This is a genomic window from Stenotrophomonas sp. Steno-Z2 (assembly GCF_056393235.1).
Window position 1 is genome coordinate 260866 of the sequence record NZ_JBWJOY010000003.1, and the last position, 22011, is coordinate 282876.

Here is a 22011-nt window from a genome sequence, read left to right on the forward strand (position 1 = left end):
ACTCACGGCAACGCGCGCTCAAGATCCGCACGCAGGTCGGCCACCTCCTCCACCCCCACGCTCAACCGCACCAGCGCATCGCTGATGCCCAGCTGTTCGCGGCGCGCCACCGGGATCGAGGCGTGGGTCATCACCGCGGGGTGGTTGACCAGGCTTTCCACGCCGCCGAGCGATTCGGCGAGGGTGAACAGCTCGGTACGCTCGCAGAAGCGTTTGGCGGCCTCGAAGCCGCCCTTCAGCACGATGGAGACGATGCCGCCGTAGCCGCCCATCTGCCGGGTCGCGAGCTCATGCTGCGGATGCGACGGCAGGCCGGGGTAGATCACTTTTTCGATGGCCGGGTGCGTCTCCAGCCACCGGGCCAGTTCCAGCGCGTTGGCGCAGTGCGCCTTCATGCGCAGCGGCAGGGTCTTCAGGCCGCGCAGGGCCAGGAAGCTGTCGAACGGGCCCTGCACGCCGCCCACCGAGTTCTGCAGGAAGGCCATCTGTTCGGCCAGTTCGGCGTTGTCGCCGACGACGACCATGCCGCCGACCATGTCCGAATGACCATTGAGATACTTGGTGGCCGAATGCACGACGATGTCCGCACCCAGTTCCAGCGGGCGCTGCAGCATCGGCGAGGCGAAGGTGTTGTCCACCACCACGATCAGGCCACGGCGCCGCGCGATGGCCGCGACCGCGGCGATGTCCACGATCTTCAGCATCGGGTTGGTGGGCGTTTCGATCCACACCATCTTCGTCTTCGGCGTGATCGCCGCTTCGAATGCGGCCGGGTCGGTCAGGTCGACGAAGCTGAAATCCAGCCCGGCGGTGCGGCGGCGCACGCGCTCGAACAGGCGGAAACTGCCGCCGTAGATGTCGTCCATCGCCACCACGTGGCTGCCGGCGTCGAGCAGTTCGATCACCGTCGAGGTCGCGGCCATGCCGGAGGCGAATGCAAAGCCGCGGCTGCCGCCTTCCAGCGCGGCCACGCAGCGCTCATAGGCGAACCGGGTCGGATTGTGGGTGCGCGAATACTCGAAGCCCTGGTGCACGCCGGGGCTGGACTGCGCATAGGTCGAGGTCGCGTAGATCGGCGGCATCACCGCGCCGGTGCTCGGGTCCGGCGACTGGCCGCCGTGGATGGCCAGGGTGGCAAGCGACAGGCTGCGCCCGCCTTCCTGGCTGCGTGAATGCTGGTCCGTCATGGTGCTTTCCGGCTCAAAGGGGGGGAAATTCTACCGGGCCGACCTGAACCGGCCGTTCCGGCGTCCGCAATCACTGCACCCGCCGCCGCAGGTAGTTCAGCAGGTCGATGCGGGTGATCAGGCCGAGGAACTCGGCGCCATCCATGATGATGGCGACCTGGCCGCGGTCGAACACCGGCAGCAGCGCCTCGATCGGCGATTTCACGTCCAGGCGGTCGAGCTTGCTGACCATGGCGATGGCCACCGGGTCGCGGAAGCGCGCTTCGTCGCCGTAGACGTGCAGCAGCACGTCGCTCTCGTCGATGATGCCGACCAGGCGGTTGCCGTCCATCACCGGCAGCTGCGACACGTCGTACAGCTTCATGCGCTGGTAGGCGGTGGTCAGCAGGTCGTTCGGGCCGACCACCACGGTGTCGCGCTGGCTGTACGGACGCAGGATCAGGTCGCGCAGGTCGCCGTACTGCGGGCGCTCGAGGAAGCCGTTGTCCAGCATCCAGTAGTCGTTGTACATCTTCGACAGGTACTTGTTGCCGGTATCGGGGACCAGCACCAGCACCTTCTTCGGTTCGGTCTGCTCGCGGCAGTACTTCAGCGCGGCGGCCAGCAGCGTGCCGGTGGAGGAACCGCCAAGAATGCCCTCCTTGCCCAGCAGTTCGCGCGCGGTATGGAAGCTTTCGGCGTCGGTGATGGCGTAGGCCTTCTTCACCCGGCTGAAATCGGAGATGGACGGCAGGAAATCCTCGCCGATGCCCTCCACCAGCCACGTGCCCGATTTCTCGTTGAGCGTGCCGTCGTTGATGTATTCGGCCAGGATCGAGCCGACCGGGTCGGCCAGCACCAGTTCGGTGTTCGGCGACAACCGGGCGAAGGCGCGCGACAGGCCGGTCATGGTGCCGGAACTGCCGCAGCCGAACACGATGGCGTCCAGCTCGCCGCCCATCTGCTCGATGATCTCCGGACCGGTGCCGAATTCGTGCGCGGCCGGGTTGTCCGGGTTGCCGAACTGATTGATGAAGTAGGCGCCCGGGGTGCGCTCGGCGATGGTCCTGGCCAGGTCCTGGTAGTACTCGGGGTGGCCCTTGGCCACGTCCGAACGGGTCAGCACCACCTCGGCGCCCATCGCCTTGAGGTTGAAGATCTTTTCCCGGCTCATCTTGTCCGGGACCACCAGGATCAGCTTGTAGCCTTTCTGCTGGGCGACCAGCGCCAGGCCCAGGCCGGTATTGCCGGCGGTGCCTTCCACCAGCGTCGCGCCGGGCTTGAGGTCGCCACGCTTCTCCGCCGCCTCGATCATCGACAGGCCGATACGGTCCTTGATGGAGCCGCCCGGGTTGGCGCTTTCGAGCTTGAGGTAAAGCTCGCAGACGCCGGCGTCCAGGCGCTGGGCCTTGATGATCGGCGTGCGCCCGATGAGTTCGAGTACGGAGGAGTGGATTGCCATCGATATGCTTGGGATCGCGCCGCATGGCGGCCGGAGCCTGATTATCCGATGGATGTGCCTGAAAGTCAGGCGACGATTGCTTCTTGCGCCATTGCCAACCGCCCTATGCGCAAGTGACGCGGGCAATGGCGACCGACGAGGAGGCCGCCATTGCCCGCGACGGAAACGTTCAGCGTGGGGAAGGTTCAGTTGAGCCGTTCTTCATAGATCCGCAGCAGTTTCTGCTTGGCCAGCAGCTTTTCGCGCTTCATCTGCCCCAGGGTCACATCGTCGATGGGGAGGACTCCCAGCTCCGCATCCATGCATTTCTTGTTCAGCTTCTGGTGCTGCTGATAGAGCTGCTTGAACTCGGGGTTGACCTTGATCAACGCGTCGATCTCACTCTGCGGCTGCCCTTCGAACATGACTACCTCCTACATGCGGAAACACGAACGCCCCGGCCTTGCGGCACGGGGCGTTGCGGGGATGGAGACCCGGGCGGGGCACGGCCGAACTCCTGGCCGCCTTCCGGTCCACTCCCCGGAAGCTGTCTGGTACTGGTTCGCGCCATGGTTGCACTGGCCCGGTCCTCCGCTGTCCGGACGACGAGAATGTCGCCCGGACGATTGACCCTACGCCTGAAAAAAGGTTCCGGCAAGGGCAGCGGAAGCAGCCTGAAAAAGTTCAGGAACGACCGCACGTTCAGCCTTTCCGGCAGCTCCCTGCGACGCAGAATCGCCTTGGCCGGGAGGACACAACCGGTAGTGCCGGCGCGGGTCAATAGCCCGCTCCATGGGGGCCGGCGGCGCCGGCCCTGCCTCACGGCGCGACGATCACCTCGGCCGAACGGGCGCGCGTGGCGGCGGCCTTCCTGCCGCTGACCTGGATGCGGTTGGCGCCGACGCCGGCCGCCACTAGGGCGTCCTTCAAGGCCTGCGCGCGGCGCTGGCCGACGCCGTTGGCGCTGTCGTAACCCTCGATGGTCACCCGCCCCTTCCTGCCGATGTTCAGGTACTCGGCCAGCGCCTTGAGCTGGTCGCGCGCGGCGCTGGACGGGGTCGCCTGGCCCGCCGCGAAGGCGTCGCCGGCCAGGGTGAACACCTCTCCGCGGTTGTCGAACTTCGACGGCGGCAGCTTTTGCCCGGAGACCAGTTCGGCCTCCTCGCGGGCCAGCTTGGCCGCGTTCTGCTGGGCCGAACTCACCCGCGCGGCCTGCTTGCCGGCCACGCTGGTCAGCGCGGCCTCGGCATCCTGCCGGGCCAGGGTCTCGGCCTCCGCAGCCTGGCGCAGGCGCTCGGCCTCCTCGGCCTGGATCTGCGCCTGCACGCGCAGGCGCTCGGCTTCCTGGCGCGCGCGCGCGGCTTCGCGGCGGCTGGCCTCGACCAGCAGTTCGCTGCGGGTACGCTCGAGCTGGTCGACCTCGCGGCGGGCGGCTTCGGCACGGGCGCTGGCCTCGGCAATCGCCACCCGGCGTTCGGCCAGGTAGCGCGCCTGGTCCAGTTCCTTGCGCCTGGCCTTGACCAGCACGGCAATCGCCTGCTGCGCCTGCAGCCGTTCCAGCGCCGCCAGGTCGGCGGTACGGGTGTCGGCCTGCAGCGCGATCAGGCGCTGGTTCAACATCGCCACGGCCGGGTCTTCGCTGGCGGCGGTTGCCAGCACCGGCACGGCCAGCAGGCCGGCCATGAGCAGGGTACGGATGCGCATCAGTGTCCCTCCCCGGTCGCCAGCTGCCGCTGCAGGCGTTCCACCTCGGCCTTGCGCTGGGCCAGCATGGCCAGCGCCACGGCTTCCTCGCTCTGCGCGCGCGCCAGGTCGGCATCGGCCGCGGCGCGCTGCGCCAGCAGGGGCGCCTGTTTGCGCTCGCGGCGGTCGCCGGCCGCGCGCTGGGCCTGCTCGAGCTGCTGCCGGGCCAGGGCCATGGTGTCCGGCGCGTACTGGTCGGCGTCGGCGCGGTCGGCGCGTTCCACCGCCTGTTGCGCGGCGAGCAGGTCGGCCGCGGCCGGATCCTGCGCCATCGCGCTGGCGCAGAGCGCAGATGCGCACGCGGTCACATACAGGAAACGTCGTAAGTGTGCGAAGCTAGGTTTCATTAGGGGAGCCGTCGCGGAAGGTTGAGCACGGCCATTGTCGTCAAGGCCGCCGCGTGCTTGCAACGGCGGGCGGCCATTGCCCGGGGAATCGCATCCATGGATATCGGCTATTTCCTGAAGCTGATGACCGAAAAGAACGCTTCGGACATGTTCCTGACCACGGGAGCGCCTGTCCACATCAAGATCGAGGGAAAGCTTTACCCCCTGGGCAATACCGGCCTGCCGCCGGGCATGGTCAAGAAGATCGCCTACTCGCTGATGGACGAGGGCCAGGTGCCGCAGTTCGAGCGCGACCTGGAGCTGAACATGGCCATCGCCCTGGCCGACGTGGGCCGCTTCCGCGTGAACGTGTTCAAGCAGCGCGGCGAAGTGGGCATGGTGATCCGCGCGATCAAGAACCGGATTCCCTCGATCGAGGAACTGAAGCTGCCGGACGTGCTCAAGGACGTGATCATGACCCCGCGCGGGCTGGTGCTGGTGGTCGGCTCCACCGGCTCGGGCAAGTCCACCTCGCTGGCGTCGATGATCGACCACCGCAACGCCACCACCACCGGGCACATCCTCACCATCGAGGACCCGATCGAGTTCCTGCACCGGCACAAGCAGTCCATCGTCAACCAGCGCGAGGTCGGGCTGGACACGCACGCCTTCCACAACGCGCTGAAGAACGCCATGCGCGAGGCGCCGGACGTGATCCTGATCGGCGAGATCCTCGACGCCGAGACGATGGAGGCGGCCATCGCCTTCGCCGAAACCGGCCACCTGTGCCTGGCCACGCTGCACTCCAACAACGCCGACCAGACCATCGAGCGCATCCTCAACTTCTTCCCCGAGAGCGCGCACCGCAACGTGCTGATGAACCTGTCGCTGAACCTGCGCGCGGTGATCAGCCAGCGCCTGGTCAAGGGCACCGACGGCCGCCGCCGGCCGGCGACCGAGGTGCTGATCAACACGCCGATGATCCGCGACCTGCTGCGCCGCGGCCAGGTGCACGAGATCAAGCAGGCCATGGAGCAGTCGCTGGAGGAAGGCATGCACAGCTTCGACCAGTGTCTGTTCCGGCTGGCCAAGGACGGGCTGATCGAGCAGGAGGAAGCCCTGCGCGCGGCCGATTCGCGCGACGGGCTGGCGCTCAAGTTCCGCCTGTCCGAAGGCGCCAGCGGCGAGCACGACCCCTACGCGGATTTCTCCGCGCCAGCGGCGACGGCATCGCCGTCGTCGATCACACACGGGTTTTGAAAGCCGGGAACGGGGAAGCGGGAACAGGGAATGGAGGTTTAACGCTGGCTGCGGCCAGCGGCGCCGATTCCCGCCTTGCGCGTCCCCCGCGGAATCCATCGGCGCCGAGAAAGTCCACGCACCGATAGACCGTCACTCCCTTTTCCCGCCTCCCCGCTCCCCGCCTTCAAGCCGCATCCGGCTGGTTCTCCGGCCGCGCGGCGTCGAACGCCGGCAGCGCCAGGCAGGCGGCTTCGATCCGCTGCAGGGTCGGGAAGGCGTCCAGTTCCAGGCGGAAGCGGCGCGCGTTGTACAGCTGCGGCACCAGGCAGCAGTCGGCCAGCCCCGGCGCGTCGCCATGGCAGAAGCGGCCGGTCTGCGCCGAGCCCGCCAGCGCGGCCTCCATCGCGGCGAAGCCGGTGCGCATCCAGTGCAGGATCCATTCGTCGCGCTCGGCCTGCGGCACGTTCCATTCCTGGTCGAAGAACTGCAGCACGCGCAGGTTGTTGAGCGGATGGATGTCGCAGGCCACCAGTTGCGCCAGCGCGCGCACCCGCGCGCGGCCGGCGGCGTCGGCCGGCAGCAGGGCCGGCTGCGCATGGGTTTCTTCCAGGTATTCCAGGATCGCCAGCGACTGGGTCAGCACCCGCTCGCCGTCGCGCAGCGTCGGCACCAGTTCCTGCGGGTTGAGCGCGGCATAGGCCGGCGCATGCTGCTGGCCGCCATCGCGCACCAGGTGCACCGGCGCGATGGCGTAGTCCAGCCCTTTCAGGTTCAGGCCGATGCGTACGCGATAGGCGGCGCTGGAGCGCCAGTAGCTGTAGAGCGTCAATGCCGGTTGCATGTGCGTTTCCTGTTGCCCGCGGGCCACCATACCCGCCGGCGATGGGGTAGCCCGCACCGCCGGTCGGTCCATCGCGCCGCCGGCCGGGAACGTCACCGCACCGCTCCGCGGGCACAGGCCCGCGGAGCCGGCGCAGGCGCTGCGCTCAGGGCCGCGCGGCCTGCTCGATGCGCTGTTCGATGGCGCCGAAGATGCTGTTGCCGGCGCGGTCGAACATCTCGATCCGCACCACGTCGCCGAAGCTCATGAACGGCGTGGACGGCTTGCCGTCGCGCAGCGTTTCCACGGTGCGGCGCTCGGCGAAGCACGACGCGCCCAGCGTGGTGTCCTCGTTGGCGATGGTGCCCGAGCCGACGATGGCGCCGGCCGACAACGGGCGGGTCTTGGCCGCGTGCGCCACCAGCTGGGCGAAGTCGAACTGCATGTCCACGCCGGCTTCCGGCGCGCCGAACCACTCGCCGTTGATGTGGGTCACCAGCGGCAGGTGCACCTTGCTGCCCTGCCAGGCCTCGCCCAGTTCGTCCGGGGTGACGAACACCGGGCTCAGCGCCGAGCGCGGCTTGGACTGCAGGAAGCCGAAGCCCTTGGCCAGCTCGGCCGGGATCAGGTTGCGCAGGCTGACATCGTTGACCAGGCCGACCAGCTGGATGTGGCCGGCGGCCTGTTCCGGCGTCACCGCCATCGGCACGTCGTCGGTGATCACCACGATCTCCGCTTCCAGGTCGATGCCGTAATCCTCGCTGACCACCTTGACCGCGTCGCGCGGGCCGTAGAAGCCGGCGCTGGTGGCCTGGTACATCAGCGGGTCGGTGTAGAAGGTTTCCGGCACCTCGGCGCCGCGCGCCTTGCGCACGCGCGCCACGTGCGGCAGGTAAGCGCTGCCGTCGACGAATTCGTAGGCGCGCGGCAGCGGCGCGGCCAGCGCCTGCATGTCCAGGTCGAACACGCCGTCGGCATCGCCGTGGTTGAGCGACTCGGACAGCGCGTTCAGCCGCGGCGCGACGTTGGACCAGTCCTCCAGCGCCTGCTGCAGGGTGGCGGCGATGCCGGTGGCACGCACGGCGCGGGTCAGGTCGCGCGAGACCACGATCAGGGTGCCGTCGCGGCCACCTTCCTTCAGGGAACCAAGCTTCATCGGAGCGTCCAGTTCAGGGTCGGAAAACAAGTTTCGATTGTAACGAATAGTCCCGCCGCCACCAGCGCCGCCGGGGACGCCGGGCCATCGAGGCGCGCGCGCAGGGGCGTTGGAGCAGTCCGGCAACGGCCCATTCCTGCCGGAGCGGGAACCGCAGGCGCCCGACCGTACCTGAACAGGGATTTTTGTACCGTTCCCGAACATCCCTTAGACTATCGCGGTCTGCCAGCGGCCGTCCGTTTCCCTCGGGGATGACCGGCGGCGCAGGATCCTCCCGGGGAATCCGCCCGCCCGCTCCCACTCCGACGCCTTTCGTCATGCATTCCGGCCTGCGCGCCTGCGCCGGTCGCACCCCACCTCGCAGCGCGGTTACACGGGAACGCTCCGAGCCGGTCGGTCATGCCGATCGCCAGCGCCAGCCTTTGCTGGCCGGCGCATCCATCACGGAGTTTCCAATGTCGTTCGAAGATCTGGGCCTTGCGCCCTTCCTGCTGCGCGCGCTCGCCGAGCAGGGCTACGAAAATCCCACCCCGATCCAGCAGCAGGCCATCCCGCTGGTGCTGGAAGGCCACGACCTGCTGGCCGGCGCGCAGACCGGTACCGGCAAGACCGCCGCGTTCGGCCTGCCGCTGCTGCAGCACCTGGCCACCTCGGCGCAGGAAGTGCGCAGCGGTCCGCGCCGGCCGCGCGCGCTGATCCTCACCCCCACCCGCGAACTGGCCACCCAGGTGCATGACAGCCTGCGCGGCTACAGCAAGTACCTGCGCATCCCCAGCACCTGCATCTATGGCGGTGTCGGCATGGGCAACCAGCTGGACATCCTGCGCCGCGGCGTGGACCTGCTGGTGGCCTGCCCGGGCCGCCTGATCGACCACCTGGAGCGCCGCAGCGTCGACCTGTCCGGCATCGAGGTGCTGATCCTGGACGAGGCCGACCGCATGCTCGACATGGGCTTTCTGCCCTCGATCAAGCGCATCCTGGCCAAGCTGCCGAAGCAGAACCGCCAGACCCTGCTGTTCTCGGCCACCTTCGCCGACCCGATCAAGCAGCTGGCGCTGGAATTCATGCGCAATCCGCGCGAGGTGATGGTGACCCCGCGCAACACCGTGGCCGAGACCATCGCCCACCGCGTGCACCCGGTCGATGCCGGGCGCAAGCGCGAACTGCTGCTGCACCTGCTGGCGCAGGATTCGCGCGAGCAGACCCTGGTGTTCGCCAAGACCAAGCACGGCAGCGACAAGCTGGCCAGCTTCCTGGACAAGTCCGGCATCAAGACCGCGGCGATCCACGGCAACAAGAGCCAGAGCCAGCGCCTGCGCGCGCTGGGCGACTTCAAGGCCGGCCGCGTCACCGTGCTGGTGGCCACCGACATCGCCGCGCGCGGCATCGACATCAACGAGCTGCCCAAGGTCATCAACTACGACCTGCCGATGGTGGCCGAGGATTACGTGCACCGCATCGGCCGCACCGGTCGCAATGGCGCCAGCGGCCAGGCGGTCTCGCTGGTGGCGCAGGAAGACGCCAAGTACCTGCGCCAGATCGTGCGCCTGCTCGATCGCGACATGGACATCCGCGACGTGGCCGGCTTCGAGCCGCAGACCCCGATCCGCTGGGGCAACAGCGCCCCGGGCAAGGCCGAGCAGCCGGGCGGCGAGCGTCCGCCGCGCCGTGGCAATGGCGGTCATGGCCCGCGCCGGTCCAATGGCGATGCGCCGCGTGGTGGCCGTGGCGGCCAGCAGAAGCCGGGCGGCCAGCGCAATGCCGGCAACGGCCAGCAGCGGCGCGACGGACACCCCGGCGGTGGCCAGCGGCGCGGTGGTGGCCGGGGGCAGAGCCGTACCACGGCCTGATTCCGGACTGCCGGTTTGAGGTAACTGAAAAGCCGACGCGCTGCGTCGGCTTTTTCTTTGCTGCGGTGTTCTGGACGCCGGCCTCCCGCCGCGTCACTCCCCGCGCTGTTTCGGCGTGTTGAGGTGGTTGCCCTGCAGCAGCGCATTGAGCAGCAGGCGCTCGGTGCCATGCCAGTACTTGCGGTGCGCCGGGTCGTCGGCGAACAGCACCACGTTGCCGCTGCCGCTCGGCACCACCTGCAGATAGCTGGAGCCGGCCACGCGGGCGCGGTTGGCATCGGACAGGTAGCCGTTCACCACCGGCTGGCGGTCGATGTTGACCACATTGAGAAAAGCGTTCTTCCCCGGCTCGAACACCAGCCCGCTCTCCTTGTTCACCCAGATCCGCCGCTGCTGCACGCCGAACCCCAGCGGATGGGTGGGATCGATATCGGCACTGAGGATGTTGCCGCTGACCCGGCCCAGCGCGAACACGTCGCGCACCGTGCCGAAATCCAGCCGCTGGTCTTCCTCGCCCTTGCCGTCCCCGCGCAGCTTCGCCTCGACCAGGCCCTTGTCGATCGCCCAGCGCGCGCCGCTGCCGTACACCACCAGCGAACCGCCGGCGGCGATCCAGCGCTTGAGCGCCGCCACGCCCGCCTCGCCGACCGTGCCGTAGCTGCCACCGGACAGCACGAGGGAGGTGTAGCGCGACAGGTCCACGCTCGCCAGCTGCGCCGGATCGAGCTTGCTCGCAGGCAGGCCCAGCGCGGTATCCAGCGCAAACCAGGCCGAGCCGATCTCGGTGGCCGAGACCCCCTCGCCCATCACCAGCGCGATGCTCGGCGCACGCAGCACGCGCACGTTGTCGCTGCCCAGGTCGATGCCACTGGCGGTACGGCCGCTGTCCAGTGCATGCACGGTGACGCCGGCCTCCTGCGCACGCGCCAGCACCCGGGCCTGCAACGCCCCGGCATCCAGCGCCTGCCCGGCAACCGGGATCACCACCGCGCCATGGCCGAACGCCACCTCACCGGCAGCGGTGGCGGCGGTAAACGGCTGGTGCGCGGTGCGCACGCGCACGCCGTCCCGCAGCAGGCCACCCAGCAGGCGGTAACTGCCGAAGTCGCGCGCATCGGCCACATAGGCGAAGCCGGCACGTCCGCCATGGATGCCGCCCTGCGCCGCCGGCGCCGCTTCCACTTTCGCGCCCGTCGGCAATGCCCCGCGGCTGGCGGCATAACGCAGGCCATAGGCCGGTGCGACCGCGTAGGAGGTGCCGCTGTAGAACACATCCCCCTTCACAGGCGGGGTGAATTCGAAGATCGCATGGGCAAGACGGAACTGCGGCTGCCGCACCGGCACCACATAGGCCGAACCGGCGCGGAAGTGCTTGCCATCGACTTCGACATCACGCGCCAGCGCATGCACCTGGATGCGGTGTTGCAACAACAGGGCAAGCAGCCTGCGGGTGAGGGTGGCATCGGCGGCATCGCCGAACACCCAGTCGTGTACCGGGTAGGCGGCCGCCTGGGCCAGGGCGCTGCGGAAGAACGCCTTCTGCAGGGCGAACAGGCGCGTGCGGTCCTCCACCGCGCCGCGCACGCTGGCAAGGCCGGTGGCCACCTGGTTGCGGATGGTGAAATCGAAATGCAGCGGCCCGTTCACCGACTCCTGCACACGTCCACGCGAGCTGGCCTGCTCCACGGTCACGCCGACCGCGCCATGGAAGTCCGGGTACGTGGAGCCATAGATCGGCGAGAAGTTGTCGAAGTTCTCGCCGGTGTAGTACAGCGAACCCAGCGCATCCAGCGCCTGCGCGTGGAAGCGCGCCAGCCAGTGGTTGGCCTCGTACGAGGACCTGGGCAGCAGGGGGCTTTCCATGCTCTTCGGCGAGGGCTCGAAGTAATAGGTGCTGTCCTTGCCCATCTCGTGGAAGTCGATCTGGATGTTCGGGTACCAGCGATGGAACTGCGCCACCTTGGGCCGGCTGTCGGCCTGCGCCAGCGCCAGCCAGTCGCGGTTGAGATCGGTGAAGTAGTGATTGACCCGCCCCGTGGGGAACGGTTCGACATGCTCCCTGTCGGCGGGGTCCGCCGAGGGCGGGTGCGAACCCCAGGCGTTGTGCCAGTTGCCGGCGCGGTCGCGGCCGTCCGGGTTCTGCGCCGGATCGATCACCACCACCGCATTCTCCAGCCAGCCCGCGGTTTCGGCATCCTGGTTGGCGGCAAGGTAGTAGGCGGTGAGCATTGCCGCCTCTCCACTGGAGGTTTCATTGCCATGCACGCTGTAGCCCAGCCACACCACCGAAGGCGCGTCATCGCCGGGCAGCGGTTGCGCAGGGTCGACCAGCGCCTGCCGCTGCGCGGCGATCTGCGCGCTGCGTGCGTGGTTGCGCGGCGAAGTAATGGTCACCAGCAGCAGCGGGCGTTGTTCGTAGCTCTGGCCGATCACCTCCACCCTGACCCGGTCGGAGACGCGCGCCAGTTCGTTGAAGTACGCCACCAGCCGGTCATGCCGCGTGTAGTGGCTGCCGATGTCGTAGCCAAGGAACTGCTGCGGCGATGGCACCCGTGCATCGAACTGGCGCGCGGCGGGAAAGTAGTAGCTGTTCTGGGCGAAGGCGGGCATGGCACCGATGGCCAGCAGCAGGGCCAGGGCGAGAAAACGGAATGACATGGATCGGAACTCCCGTTGCACGGCCCGCCGACGGGCCGCCGTTGCGGACTTTTCGTGATGTGCCCATTCGACGGATGGGCCTGGCCCCGCTCCTTGGCACAGGAGCGGGGCTTCAAGGTCAGAAGCGGTAGTCGAAGCCCACCGTGTAGTAGCGCCCGCGCAGGTCGTACTGGCTGAAGTCGTACGGCGCGCGCACGCCGGGGAAGGTGGCATCGTGCGGCGGCTGGCGGTTGCCGATGTTCTGCACCTTGGCGTACAGCGAGAGCCTGTCGATGCCGGTGTAGCCCAGGTACAGGTCGAACTGGCTGTAGCTGGCCACGTCCTTCTGCACGGCCTTGGCGGCGACGCTGCCTTCCTGGTCGTAGCCCCCGGTGTAGTACCAGGTCAGCGCCGTGCGCCAGTCACCCAGGGCCCAGTCCAGGGTGGTGGTGGCCTTGATGTCCGGCAGCGATGGGCCGAGGTTGGAACCGGCGTAATCCACCAGCGGACCGTCAATCACCTGCGGGCGCCTGTAGTCGATGACGTAGGTCAACGCGGAGGACAGGCCGAAATCGCCGGCACTGGCGCTGGACCAGCGCTGGCGCAGTTCCACGTCGATGCCCGAGGTCTGCAGCTCGCTCAGGTTCTGGTAGCGGTTGTAGACGGCCAGCAGCTTGCCGCGCGCATCGCGCAGCACGCTGGCCGGGTCGTTCTCGGCCACCAGCGTGGTGGTGTTGCCGCTGCCGATCAGGTTGTCGAGCCTGACGCGGTAGTAGTCCACGCTCAGGCTGGTGTTGGCCCACGGCGACAGCACCACGCCGGCATTGAAGCTGCGCGTGCGCTCCGGGTCGAGAGTGCGGTTGCCGACGGTGAAGAAGGTCGGGGTCTGGCGCGAGCCGGGCACGTCCGGGTCGTGCGGGTCCACCACCGAGCCGTAGGCGATGCTGGTCGAGGCCGAGTTTTCCGACAGCGACGGCGCGCGGAAACCGCGCGAAGCGGCGGCGCGTACCAGCAGCCCGTCCAGCGGCTGCCAGCGCAGGCCCAGCTTGGGCGAGAACGCATTGCCGAAATCGCTGTAATGGTCGCCGCGCGCGGCGGCCTGCAATTCCAGCGTGCCATGCAGCGGCACGTTCACTTCGGCATAGGCGGCGGTGACCTTGCGCTCGCCATGCACCTCGGCGATGGCCGGGCGTACCTGCAGGCCGGCGTCGATCTGCCACGGATTGTCCGAATCCAGCTTTTCCTGCCGCCATTCCACGCCGGCGGCAAAGCCGACCTGCCCCGCCCGGGTTTCGCCCAACGTGCCGGACACCTTTGCGTCCAGCCCCTTGAGGATGGAATCGGCCGGGCGCAGCGTGCTCAGGCCGATGGCCTTGAGCACCGCCGGATCGGTGGCCGACGGCTTGAGCAGGTTGTAGCTGCCCGTGGCCAGCGCGTCGTACAGCGCCCAGCGGTTGGCGAAGCCACCGGAGACCGTTTCGCGCTCCTTGCTCGCCGCCTGGAACGCGCCCACTTCCCAGTCCCATTTCTCGCCCTGCCCGCGCAGGCCGACCAGACCACGATAGGCCTGCGAGCGGTTGGTCTTGATGGTGCCGCCAAGATTGAAGAAGGTGTACTCGATCGGCACGTCCACGCCATACGGGTTGTAGGGGCTGGCCGCCGGCAGGGTGGAACGCACCGGCTCGGCAAGGCCGGTATCGGCGTTGAGTGCGAAGCGCCCGTTTTCCAGGGTGAAGAACGGACTGGAGCCGAACCAGGACACGCCCTTGATATCGCTGTAGAGCACCTCGGCGAAGGCATCGACCGAATCGTTCAGGCGCAACGTGCCGTTGAGGTAGGCCTGCCAGCGCCTGGTCGAGGGGATCAGGGTGGTGTACGGCGCCTGGTTGAAGGCGCAGGTGTCGCCGGCCAGCCCATCGATCGGCGCGCTGGCGGTGAGCACGGTGCCCTCCGGGCAGTTGCCGGCAGCGTCGAGCATCGGCACCGACCTGCCATTGACCAGGAAGCGCGCGCCCTTCGCCGACCACCCGTTCCAGCGCCCACCGGCCTTGTCGGTGTAGATGCCCGAGCGGGTCAGGTCACGCTGGTTCTGGTCCAGGCGGTCGCGGTTGTAGCCTTCCAGCGACACCAGGAGGGTATAGCCATCGCTGTCCAGGTCGCCGATACCGCCGACAAACTTGACGTTCTGCTGGTCCAGGCCGCCAGCGTCGGAGGTACCGCCGCTGGCGCCCACCTCCGCGCCCTCGAAGCCCTGGCGGGTGATGATGTTGACCACGCCGGCCACCGCATCGGAGCCGTACACGGCAGAAGCGCCGTCCTTGAGCACTTCGATGCGTTCCACCGCCACCAGCGGCAGTGCATTGAGGTTGACGAACGTGTCCGACAGGCCGCCGGACGGGAAGCCGTAGTTGGCCAGCCGGCGGCCATTGAGCAGTACCAGGGTGTTCTTCTGCGACAGGCCACGCAGGCCGATGCCCGCCGAACCGGACGCCCAGCCACTGTTGCTGGTTTCGTTGGCGGCGTTGCCGGTATTGGCCGAGATCGAGCGCAGCAGGTCGGCCACCGTGGCCTTGCCGGATTCCTCCAGCTGCTGGCGTTCGATCACCTGCACCGGGTTGGCGGTTTCGGTGTCGCTGCGCTTGATGTTGGAACCGGTGACCTGCACGGCGGACAGGGTGGGACCGACGGGTGCATCGGCGGATTCGGCGGCGACGGACAAAGGCGCGGCCAGGGCGGTGGCCAGGGCCACCACGAGCGGGGAGAAGTTGGACATCGGGATACGGAAGCGAGGGGGAGGAAGCAACCCGCATTCAGCCAGTCCGGCGCGGATCGGGCCAATTACGTCCCTTCATGCGCATATAACGAAAAGGAAACAACATCCCTTCATCTTGATGGAGGGATGAATTAATCCACCAAGGGATTTCCCGTGCCGGCGCTACAATTGCGGCATGGACATCTTCAAAGATTTCACCCTCGAGGCCGCCCACCGGCTGCCCAACGTCCCCGCCGGCCACAAGTGCGCGCGCCTGCACGGGCATTCGTTCCGCGTGCGCCTGGAAGTGAGCGGCGAACCCGGCGCCGAGACCGGCTGGGTGATGGACTTCGGCGACATCAAGGCGGCCTTCCAGCCGCTCTACGAACAGCTCGACCACCATTACCTCAACGACATCCCCGGACTGGAAAATCCGACCAGCGAGCGCCTGGCGATCTGGATCTGGGACCGGCTCAAACCAGCCCTGCCCCAGCTGAGCGCGGTGACCGTGCACGAGACCTGCACCTCCGGCTGCCATTACCGCGGCAACTGACCTGAACGAACCCCCGGTCGCCGCGGGCAGCGGGCTTCCGCGCCATCGCACCCGACGTTATGCTGCGCCGCAACAAACCACGGAGCACGGCATGTCCGCCCGGTTCGACGACGGTTTCAGCGACTACACCCGGCAGTTCGCGGCGATGGCCAATCGCGCCAACCGGCTGGCACTGGAGACGGCGGAAAGCGCGTTCGGCGTGCAGTTGCGCACGTTCGAGCGCAATGCCAACGCCACCGCCGGTTTCCTCGGCGAACTGGCGCAGCCCGGCCCGCAGGCCGATCTGCCATCGCTGCTGCCCAAGGGCCTGCAACTGGCGCAGGAAAACCTGCAGCGGCTGGCCTCGGCCGGGCAGGAAATCGCTGGCCTGGGCCTGCAGACCGGGCAGGCGCTGGCCGAACTGGCACGGCAACCGTTCGAACGCGGCAGCCGCAGGCGTCCACGCGCCAGGGCCAGCTGACCCGACCCTCTCAACAGCGCGCGGATCCCCCTCCCCCGCGCCCTGTCCGGACCCGGCAACGATCTCTCTCCCGTTGCCGGGTCTTTCTTTTTGCGGGGCACGCCAGCCGGTGCCCGTGCGACGTCCCTGCGCAGACCCATCACGGCTGGGCAGCGGTTAGACTCTGGGCATGTTCAGTGCCACCACGCTCACCGGCAGCAAGCCGGAACAGTACGCCCAGCTGCTGGCCCAGGCCCGCGCCCTGGTACACGGCGAAACCGACCGCATCGCCAATGCCGCCAATCTGTCGGCGCTGGTGTATCACGCGCTGCCGCAGCTCAACTGGGTGGGTTTCTACTTCTTCGACGGCACCGAGCTGGTGGTCGGCCCGTTCCAGGGCCTGCCGGCCTGCGTGCGCATTCCCCTGCACAAGGGCGTGTGCGGCGCGGCGGCCAGCACCCGCCAGACCCAGCGCGTGGAAGACGTGGACGCCTTCCCGGGCCACATCGCCTGCGATTCGGCCTCACGTTCGGAACTGGTGGTGCCGCTGGTCCACGACGGCGCGCTGGTCGGCGTGTTCGATCTGGACAGCCCGGTCACCTCGCGCTTCGACGCCGACGACCAGGCGGGCCTGGAGGCCATCGCCAAGGTATTCGTCGAGGCGCTGGCATGAGCGCGCTGAAGCTGCGCAACATCGGCCCCAAGAGCGCGGCGTGGCTGCGCCAGGTGGGGCTGCGCAGCGCCGAGGACCTGGCCGCGGTGGGCGCGGTCGGCGCCTTCGTCAAGGTGCGACGCGCCGGCTTCAAGCCCAGCCTCAACCTGCTCTATTCGCTGGAGGGCGCGCTGGTCGGCTGCCACTGGCAGGAAGTGCCGGAGGCACGCCGCCAGCAGCTGGTCGCCGAATACGAGGTCGCCGCCGGCGGACTGGTTGCCCCCCGCGCGGGGCAACAGGCCGGGCCGGTGCTGGAAACCCGCATGCAGCCCGATGACGCCGACGACAGCGGCGACGATGTCGCGGAGATCCGCTTCGGCGACAGCTGAAGCCCTCGCCTGCCTGCAGGCGCGCACCGCGGCGCTGAAGTCCGCCCCTGTGCGGTCCGCTTCTAGAGGTTGCCCAGCAGCACCAGCGACAGCAGCAGCAGGCTTTCGGTGACTTCGATGCTGGCGCCCAGGCAGTCGCCGGAGATGCCGCCCAGCTTTTTCCGCCACCAGGCCGCGACCAGCGGCACCAGCAGCAGCGCGAGCAGCAGCGGCCAGGCGGCGAAAGCGCTGACCGCCGCCAGCAGCAGCGCCCACAGCCACATCGCACGCGGGCCCAGCTGCCAGGAGAAGCGCTCGGCCATGCCCGCGCCATGCAGCGACGGCAGCCTCTGGCTCCACCACAGCGTGCCCCAGCGCGCCCAGGCCGGTACCAGCACGATGCCGGACCACAGCGGGCTGGCGGCCAGCTCGGTCAGCAGCACGAACTTGAGCAGCAGCTGCATCACCAGGGTGACCACGCCGAACACGCCCATGCGCGGGTCCTTGAGCACCTCGAGGAAACGCTGCGGGTCGCGGTGCGCGGCGCCGAAGGCGTCGGCCACGTCGCCCAGCCCGTCCAGGTGCAGCGCGCCGGTCACCCACACCCACAGCAGCAGGGTGAGCACACCGGCCAGCCACGGCCGGTCGGCGACCAGGAACAGCGGCATGGCCAGCAGCGCGCCGATGATCGCGCCGACCAGCGGGTTGTAGACCGCCGCGCGGCTGAGGTCGTCGTCGCGGAAATCCTCCACCTGCGGCGTCGGCAGCCGGGTCAGGAACTGGATGGCCAGGATCAGTCCGCGCAGGCTCATGGCTGGCACAGCTCCAGCAGCTCGCCCCACAGCTGGCCATCGTCGCCGCGCTCCACGCGCAGGCGCACGCGGGTGCCGTAGTCGATGCGCATGGCCCACAGCGCGGCCAGCGGCATGCCGCACACGCGCGACACCGCCAGCCGCAGCACGCCGGCATGGCTGACCACCAGCACCGGCCCGGCCTCGTCCCCGTCGTCATCCTCGTCGAGCAGCCGCTGCAGCTGCGCCTCGATGCGCGCCTGGAACTGCTGCCAGCTCTCGCCGTTGGGCGGCACCACCGCGTGCGGCGCGTCGTAGAGCCCGGCCAGCAGCTCGGCGGGGATCTCGTCGTAATGGCGGCCGTCCCAGTCGCCGAAATCCAGCTCGGCCCAGTCCGGGTGGATCTCGCAGAACAGCTCGCGGCCGGCCAGCAGCGCGGTGGCGGTATCCAGCGCGCGGCGTCGCGGCGAGGCGATCGCCCGGCTCCACTGGCCGCCGCCATGGCGGCGCAGCAGCGCGTCCATGGCGCCGTCGAGCAGCGGCGGATCGGTGCGGCCGTCCAGGTGGCCCTGGCGGCCGGTGGAGGCATGGCGCATCAGGTCCAGGATCACGGCGCGGCGCTCCGGTTGGCGACGGCCGCCTCGGCGAAGGTCGCCATGCCGTTGTGCAGCGCGCAGGCCAGGCGCAGCAGCGGCAGGGCCAGCGCGGCGCCGGAGCCTTCGCCCAGGCGCAGGTCCAGCTGCAGCAGCGGTTCGGCCTGCAGGCTGCCGAGCACGAGCGCATGGCCGCGCTCGGCGGAACGGTGCGAGAACAGCAGCCACGGCCGCAGCGACGGGTTGATGCGCAGCGCGGCCAGCGCCGCGGCCGAGACGATGAAGCCGTCCACCAGCACCGGCACGCCGCGCTGGGCGGCGGCGATCATGGCCGCGGCCAGTGCGGCGATCTCCAGCCCGCCGACGCGGCACAGGGCCTCGCGGCCGGGATCGGCGGCGGCGGCGATCGCCTCGCCGTGCAGGGCCAGCGCGCGTGCCGTCACGGCCTGCTTGTGGGCGATGCGCGCCGCATCCAGGCCGGTGCCGGCACCGACCAGTTCGGCCAGCGGCAACGGCCCGAGCGCCGCGGCCAGCGCGCTGGCCGAGGTGGTGTTGCCGATGCCCATCTCGCCGAGCAGCAGCAGGTCGGCGCCGTCGCCGCAGGCGCTGTCCGCCGCGCGTCTGCCTGCGCCGAACGCGGCGTCGAGATCGGCCGCGGTCATTGCCGGTCCAGCGCTGAAATCGTCGGTGCCGCGGCGCGGCTTGTCGCAGGTCACGCCCGCGACCGGGGCGTCGGCCAGGCTGCCCACGTCCCAGACATGCAGCGGCAACCCGAGTTCGCGCGCCAGCACGGCGATGGCGGCGCCGCCGGCAGCGAAGTTGCGCAGCATCTGTACCGTCACTTCCGCCGGATAGGCCGACACGCCCTGCGCGGCGATGCCGTGGTCGCCGGCGAACACCAGCACCGGCACCTGCGCGGCCTGCGGCTGCTCGCGGCCCTGCAGCGCGGCCAGTTCGATGGCCAGGGTTTCCAGGCGCCCCAGCGCGCCCTCGGGTTTGGTCAGTTGCCGCTGGCGGGCGATGGCGTGCTGCCGGTGCGCCTGCGAAGGCGCCGGGCAGGGCCGGGTGAACCATGGGTCTGTCACGTGTGTTCCGATACCGCGTTGCAATCGCGCATTGTAGGGCGCGGGCCGCTTCCACGATGTGCCGCGCTGGCCACCAGCGGGCATGCCGGGCGCCGGAGCGGGCGATGGCATAGAATGCGCGCACTTTCGGGTGACCGGCCGGACTCGCTCCGGCCGGTTGAAACGGGAAGCCGGTGCCGCGCCTGCCAGGGATGCTCCCTGCCCGCGCCATTCCGGCGCTGCCCCCGCAACGGTAAGCAGGACAAGGCCAGGCATACCGCCACTGTGCATCCATCGCACGGGAAGGCGCCTGGACGGAAGCGTCGATGCGCTTCGCCTGCGAGCCCGGAGACCGGCCCGGAAGCCGACTGGTTGCGATGCGGAGGGCATGGCGGCGGCAGGGACGCCGTGCGCGCGCTCCGTCGCATCCCCTTCTCCTGGCAGCCCCCACCGTCCGTCCGCGCGGGAGCGCGCGGATCCAGGAGTTCCCATGAAACTGCCGTACCACACCCTTTCCCTCGCCCTGGCGCTCGCGCTGCCGGGCATCGCCGCCGCCGAACAGGCGCCCACCGAACTCGACGACGTCGTGGTCACCGCCACCCGCACGCCGGTCTCCATCGCCGACAGCGTGGTGCCGGTGCAGGTGATCGACCGCGAGCAGATCGACCGCAGCCAGGCCGGTTCGCTACTGGACCTGCTGCGCGGCCGCGCCGGCCTGGACTTCGCCAACCAGGGCGGCCCCGGCAAGATCACCTCGCTGTTCATGCGCGGCACCGCGTCCAACCAGGTGCTGGTGCTGGTCGACGGCGTTCGCATCGGCGCGGCCACCAACGGCATGCCGGCGCTGCAGGACCTGCCCATCGACCAGATCGAGCGCGTGGAGATCGTGCGCGGGCCGCGTTCGAGCCTGTACGGCTCCGAGGCGATCGGCGGCGTGATCCAGATCTTCACCCGCAATGCCGGCAAGGGCCTGCAGCAGAACCTGGCGCTGACCGCCGGCAGCCACAACCTGCGCCAGGCCAGCGCCGGTTTCAGCAACCGCGGCGAGCGCGGCTGGGTGTCGGCGCAGGGCGCCTGGCAGAAGACCGACGGCATCAACGCCTGCAACGGCTCGGCCGCGCTGTTCCAGGGCTGCTATGTCGACGAGCCCGACCGCGACGGCTACCGCAACACCTCGCTCAACGTGCGCGGCGGCTATGCGCTGACGCAGACCCTGAGCGTGGAAGGCCACGTGCTCGATGCCGCCAGCCGCAACGAGTACGACGGCAGCCTCTACAGCGGCAACGAGGCCGACAACCACCAGCAGGTCTACGGCGGCAAGCTGCTGTGGGCGCCGGGCGAGGCGTTCCGCCTGTCCGCCCAGGTCGGCCGCAACAACGACCAGGCCGACAGCTACTACGTCCAGGACGGCCAGCGCAGCTTCGTTTCCACCTTCGACACGCGCCGCGACAGCGCCAGCGTGCAGGGCGACTTCCTGTTCGCCGAGGGCCAGCAGCTGAGCGCCGGCGCCGACTGGCAGAAGGACGAGATCACCAGCACCACGGCCTACGCGATCGACAGCCGCGACAACACCGGCGTGTTCGTCGAATACCAGGGCCGCTTCGGCGCGCACGCGCTGCAGGCCAGCGTGCGCAACGACGACAACGAACAGTTCGGCAACCACACCACCGGCAGCCTCGGCTACGGCTTCGCCTTCGGCAATGGCCTGCGCCTGACCGCCAGCGCCGGCACCGGCTTCAAGGCACCGACCTTCAACGACCTGTACTACCCGTGGTCGAGCAATCCGGCGCTGAAGCCGGAAGAATCCAAGAGCGTCAACGTCGGCATCGCGCAGTACGCCGATGGCTGGAACTGGACCTTCAACGCCTACGAGACCCGCATCGACCAGCTGATCGCGCTGGACAGCACCTACACGCCGTACAACATCGCCAGGGCGCGCATCCGCGGCGCCGAACTGACCGGCTTCGTATCGCTGGCCGGGTTCGACATCAACGCCCAGGCCAGCTTCACCGATCCGCGCGACCACACCAGCGGCGCGACCAGCTACGACAACTGGCTGCCGCGTCGCGCCCGCACCAGCGGCCGCCTCGACGTGGACCGCGGCTTCGGCCCGCTGCGCGTGGGCGTGACCGCCAGCGCCACCGGCCACCGCTTCGACAACGCCGCCAACAGCCTGCGCCTGGCCGGTTACGGCACGGTGGACCTGCGCGTGGAATACGCCATCAACGAGGCCTGGAGCCTGCAGGCCAGGGCGGCCAACGTGTTCGACCGCGCGTACGAAACCGTGGCCTGGTACAACCAGCCCGGCCGCGAATACCAGCTGACCCTGCGCTACCGCTCGCTCTGAAACCAGCTGGACGAGCAGGCCCCCGACGCCCCGGCTTGCATGCCGGGGCGTTGCTTTGTGCAGCGGGACCG

Annotated in this window: 19 protein-coding genes and 1 riboswitch; of the genes, 7 read left to right on the forward strand and 12 right to left on the reverse strand. The window is 69.1% G+C overall.

The window, feature by feature from the left end; genetic code table 11:
* Positions 1–2: 2 nt before the first annotated feature.
* From AC06FP_RS10575 to AC06FP_RS10595, 5 genes are all read right to left on the reverse strand, one after another.
* Entirely contained in the window at positions 3–1187 is a 1185-nt protein-coding gene (locus AC06FP_RS10575) for a cystathionine gamma-synthase (protein ID WP_456118077.1), read from the reverse strand.
* 70 nt (positions 1188–1257) lie between these two features.
* Positions 1258–2628: a pyridoxal-phosphate dependent enzyme gene (locus AC06FP_RS10580; RefSeq protein ID WP_456118076.1), complete on the reverse strand. Its 1371-nt coding sequence runs from the start codon at positions 2626–2628 to the stop codon at positions 1258–1260.
* 185 nt (positions 2629–2813) lie between these two features.
* Positions 2814–3032, reverse strand: a complete 219-nt coding sequence (locus tag AC06FP_RS10585) for an HP1242/YdcH family protein (RefSeq protein WP_456118075.1) — start codon at positions 3030–3032, stop codon at positions 2814–2816.
* Between the two features lie 394 nt (positions 3033–3426).
* Positions 3427–4311 (reverse strand): OmpA family protein, encoded by an 885-nt coding sequence (locus tag AC06FP_RS10590; RefSeq protein ID WP_478075454.1) that lies wholly within the window; start codon positions 4309–4311, stop codon positions 3427–3429.
* Entirely contained in the window at positions 4311–4697 is a 387-nt protein-coding gene (locus tag AC06FP_RS10595; RefSeq protein WP_478075455.1) for a DUF4398 domain-containing protein, read from the reverse strand. The genes AC06FP_RS10590 and AC06FP_RS10595 overlap by 1 nt, the downstream gene beginning before the upstream one ends.
* Positions 4698–4793: 96 nt before the next feature.
* On the opposite strand from AC06FP_RS10595, the gene AC06FP_RS10600 reads away from it, so the two are divergent.
* Positions 4794–5936 (forward strand): PilT/PilU family type 4a pilus ATPase, encoded by a 1143-nt coding sequence (locus AC06FP_RS10600; RefSeq protein ID WP_478075456.1) that lies wholly within the window; start codon positions 4794–4796, stop codon positions 5934–5936.
* Between the two features lie 166 nt (positions 5937–6102).
* Here the strand turns inward: AC06FP_RS10600 and maiA are convergent, their stop codons facing one another.
* Entirely contained in the window at positions 6103–6759 is a 657-nt protein-coding gene (gene maiA, locus AC06FP_RS10605; protein ID WP_456118071.1) for a maleylacetoacetate isomerase, read from the reverse strand.
* Between the two features lie 145 nt (positions 6760–6904).
* Positions 6905–7894, reverse strand: coding sequence for a fumarylacetoacetate hydrolase family protein (locus tag AC06FP_RS10610; RefSeq protein WP_478075457.1), 990 nt, complete (start codon positions 7892–7894; stop codon positions 6905–6907).
* 455 nt (positions 7895–8349) lie between these two features.
* Between AC06FP_RS10610 and AC06FP_RS10615 the strand changes: the two genes are divergently transcribed.
* On the forward strand, positions 8350–9744 hold the full coding sequence (locus AC06FP_RS10615; RefSeq protein ID WP_456118069.1) for a DEAD/DEAH box helicase: 1395 nt from the start codon (positions 8350–8352) through the stop codon (positions 9742–9744).
* A gap of 93 nt (positions 9745–9837) precedes the next feature.
* On the opposite strand, the gene AC06FP_RS10620 is transcribed toward AC06FP_RS10615, so the two are convergent.
* Together AC06FP_RS10620 and AC06FP_RS10625 are read right to left on the reverse strand one after the other, a co-directional pair.
* Positions 9838–12402 (reverse strand): M14 family zinc carboxypeptidase, encoded by a 2565-nt coding sequence (locus AC06FP_RS10620; RefSeq protein WP_478075458.1) that lies wholly within the window; start codon positions 12400–12402, stop codon positions 9838–9840.
* Positions 12403–12520: 118 nt separating this feature from the next.
* Entirely contained in the window at positions 12521–15154 is a 2634-nt protein-coding gene (locus AC06FP_RS10625; protein WP_478075459.1) for a TonB-dependent receptor plug domain-containing protein, read from the reverse strand.
* Between the two features lie 175 nt (positions 15155–15329).
* On the opposite strand from AC06FP_RS10625, the gene queD reads away from it, so the two are divergent.
* From queD to AC06FP_RS10645, 4 genes are all read left to right on the forward strand, one after another.
* Complete coding sequence (queD, locus tag AC06FP_RS10630; RefSeq protein WP_478075460.1) at positions 15330–15686, forward strand: 6-carboxytetrahydropterin synthase QueD; 357 nt, start codon at positions 15330–15332, stop codon at positions 15684–15686.
* A gap of 91 nt (positions 15687–15777) precedes the next feature.
* Positions 15778–16146 (forward strand): phasin family protein, encoded by a 369-nt coding sequence (locus tag AC06FP_RS10635; protein ID WP_478075461.1) that lies wholly within the window; start codon positions 15778–15780, stop codon positions 16144–16146.
* A gap of 169 nt (positions 16147–16315) precedes the next feature.
* The gene (locus AC06FP_RS10640) at positions 16316–16798 is read left to right on the forward strand and encodes a GAF domain-containing protein (protein ID WP_478075462.1); all 483 of its coding nucleotides are present in this window, start codon (positions 16316–16318) and stop codon (positions 16796–16798) included.
* Positions 16795–17166 carry a TfoX/Sxy family protein gene (locus tag AC06FP_RS10645; RefSeq protein ID WP_456118063.1) on the forward strand — a complete coding sequence of 124 codons (372 nt, stop codon included), beginning with the start codon at positions 16795–16797 and terminating at the stop codon, positions 17164–17166. The genes AC06FP_RS10640 and AC06FP_RS10645 overlap by 4 nt, the downstream gene beginning before the upstream one ends.
* A 62-nt stretch (positions 17167–17228) precedes the next feature.
* Here the strand turns inward: AC06FP_RS10645 and cobS are convergent, their stop codons facing one another.
* The 3 genes from cobS to cobT are packed head-to-tail and all read right to left on the reverse strand — an operon-like array spanning position 17229 to position 19614.
* Complete coding sequence (gene cobS / locus AC06FP_RS10650) at positions 17229–17957, reverse strand: adenosylcobinamide-GDP ribazoletransferase (RefSeq protein ID WP_478075463.1); 729 nt, start codon at positions 17955–17957, stop codon at positions 17229–17231.
* Positions 17954–18547 (reverse strand): histidine phosphatase family protein, encoded by a 594-nt coding sequence (locus AC06FP_RS10655; RefSeq protein ID WP_478075464.1) that lies wholly within the window; start codon positions 18545–18547, stop codon positions 17954–17956. The genes cobS and AC06FP_RS10655 overlap by 4 nt, the downstream gene beginning before the upstream one ends.
* Positions 18544–19614, reverse strand: coding sequence for a nicotinate-nucleotide--dimethylbenzimidazole phosphoribosyltransferase (gene cobT / locus AC06FP_RS10660; RefSeq protein WP_478075465.1), 1071 nt, complete (start codon positions 19612–19614; stop codon positions 18544–18546). The genes AC06FP_RS10655 and cobT overlap by 4 nt, the downstream gene beginning before the upstream one ends.
* A gap of 111 nt (positions 19615–19725) precedes the next feature.
* Positions 19726–19968: riboswitch (cobalamin riboswitch) on the forward strand.
* 115 nt (positions 19969–20083) lie between these two features.
* Here cobT and btuB point away from each other — a divergent pair.
* Positions 20084–21940, forward strand: coding sequence for a TonB-dependent vitamin B12 receptor (gene btuB, locus AC06FP_RS10665; RefSeq protein WP_478075466.1), 1857 nt, complete (start codon positions 20084–20086; stop codon positions 21938–21940).
* The last annotated feature ends 71 nt before the right edge of the window (positions 21941–22011 follow it).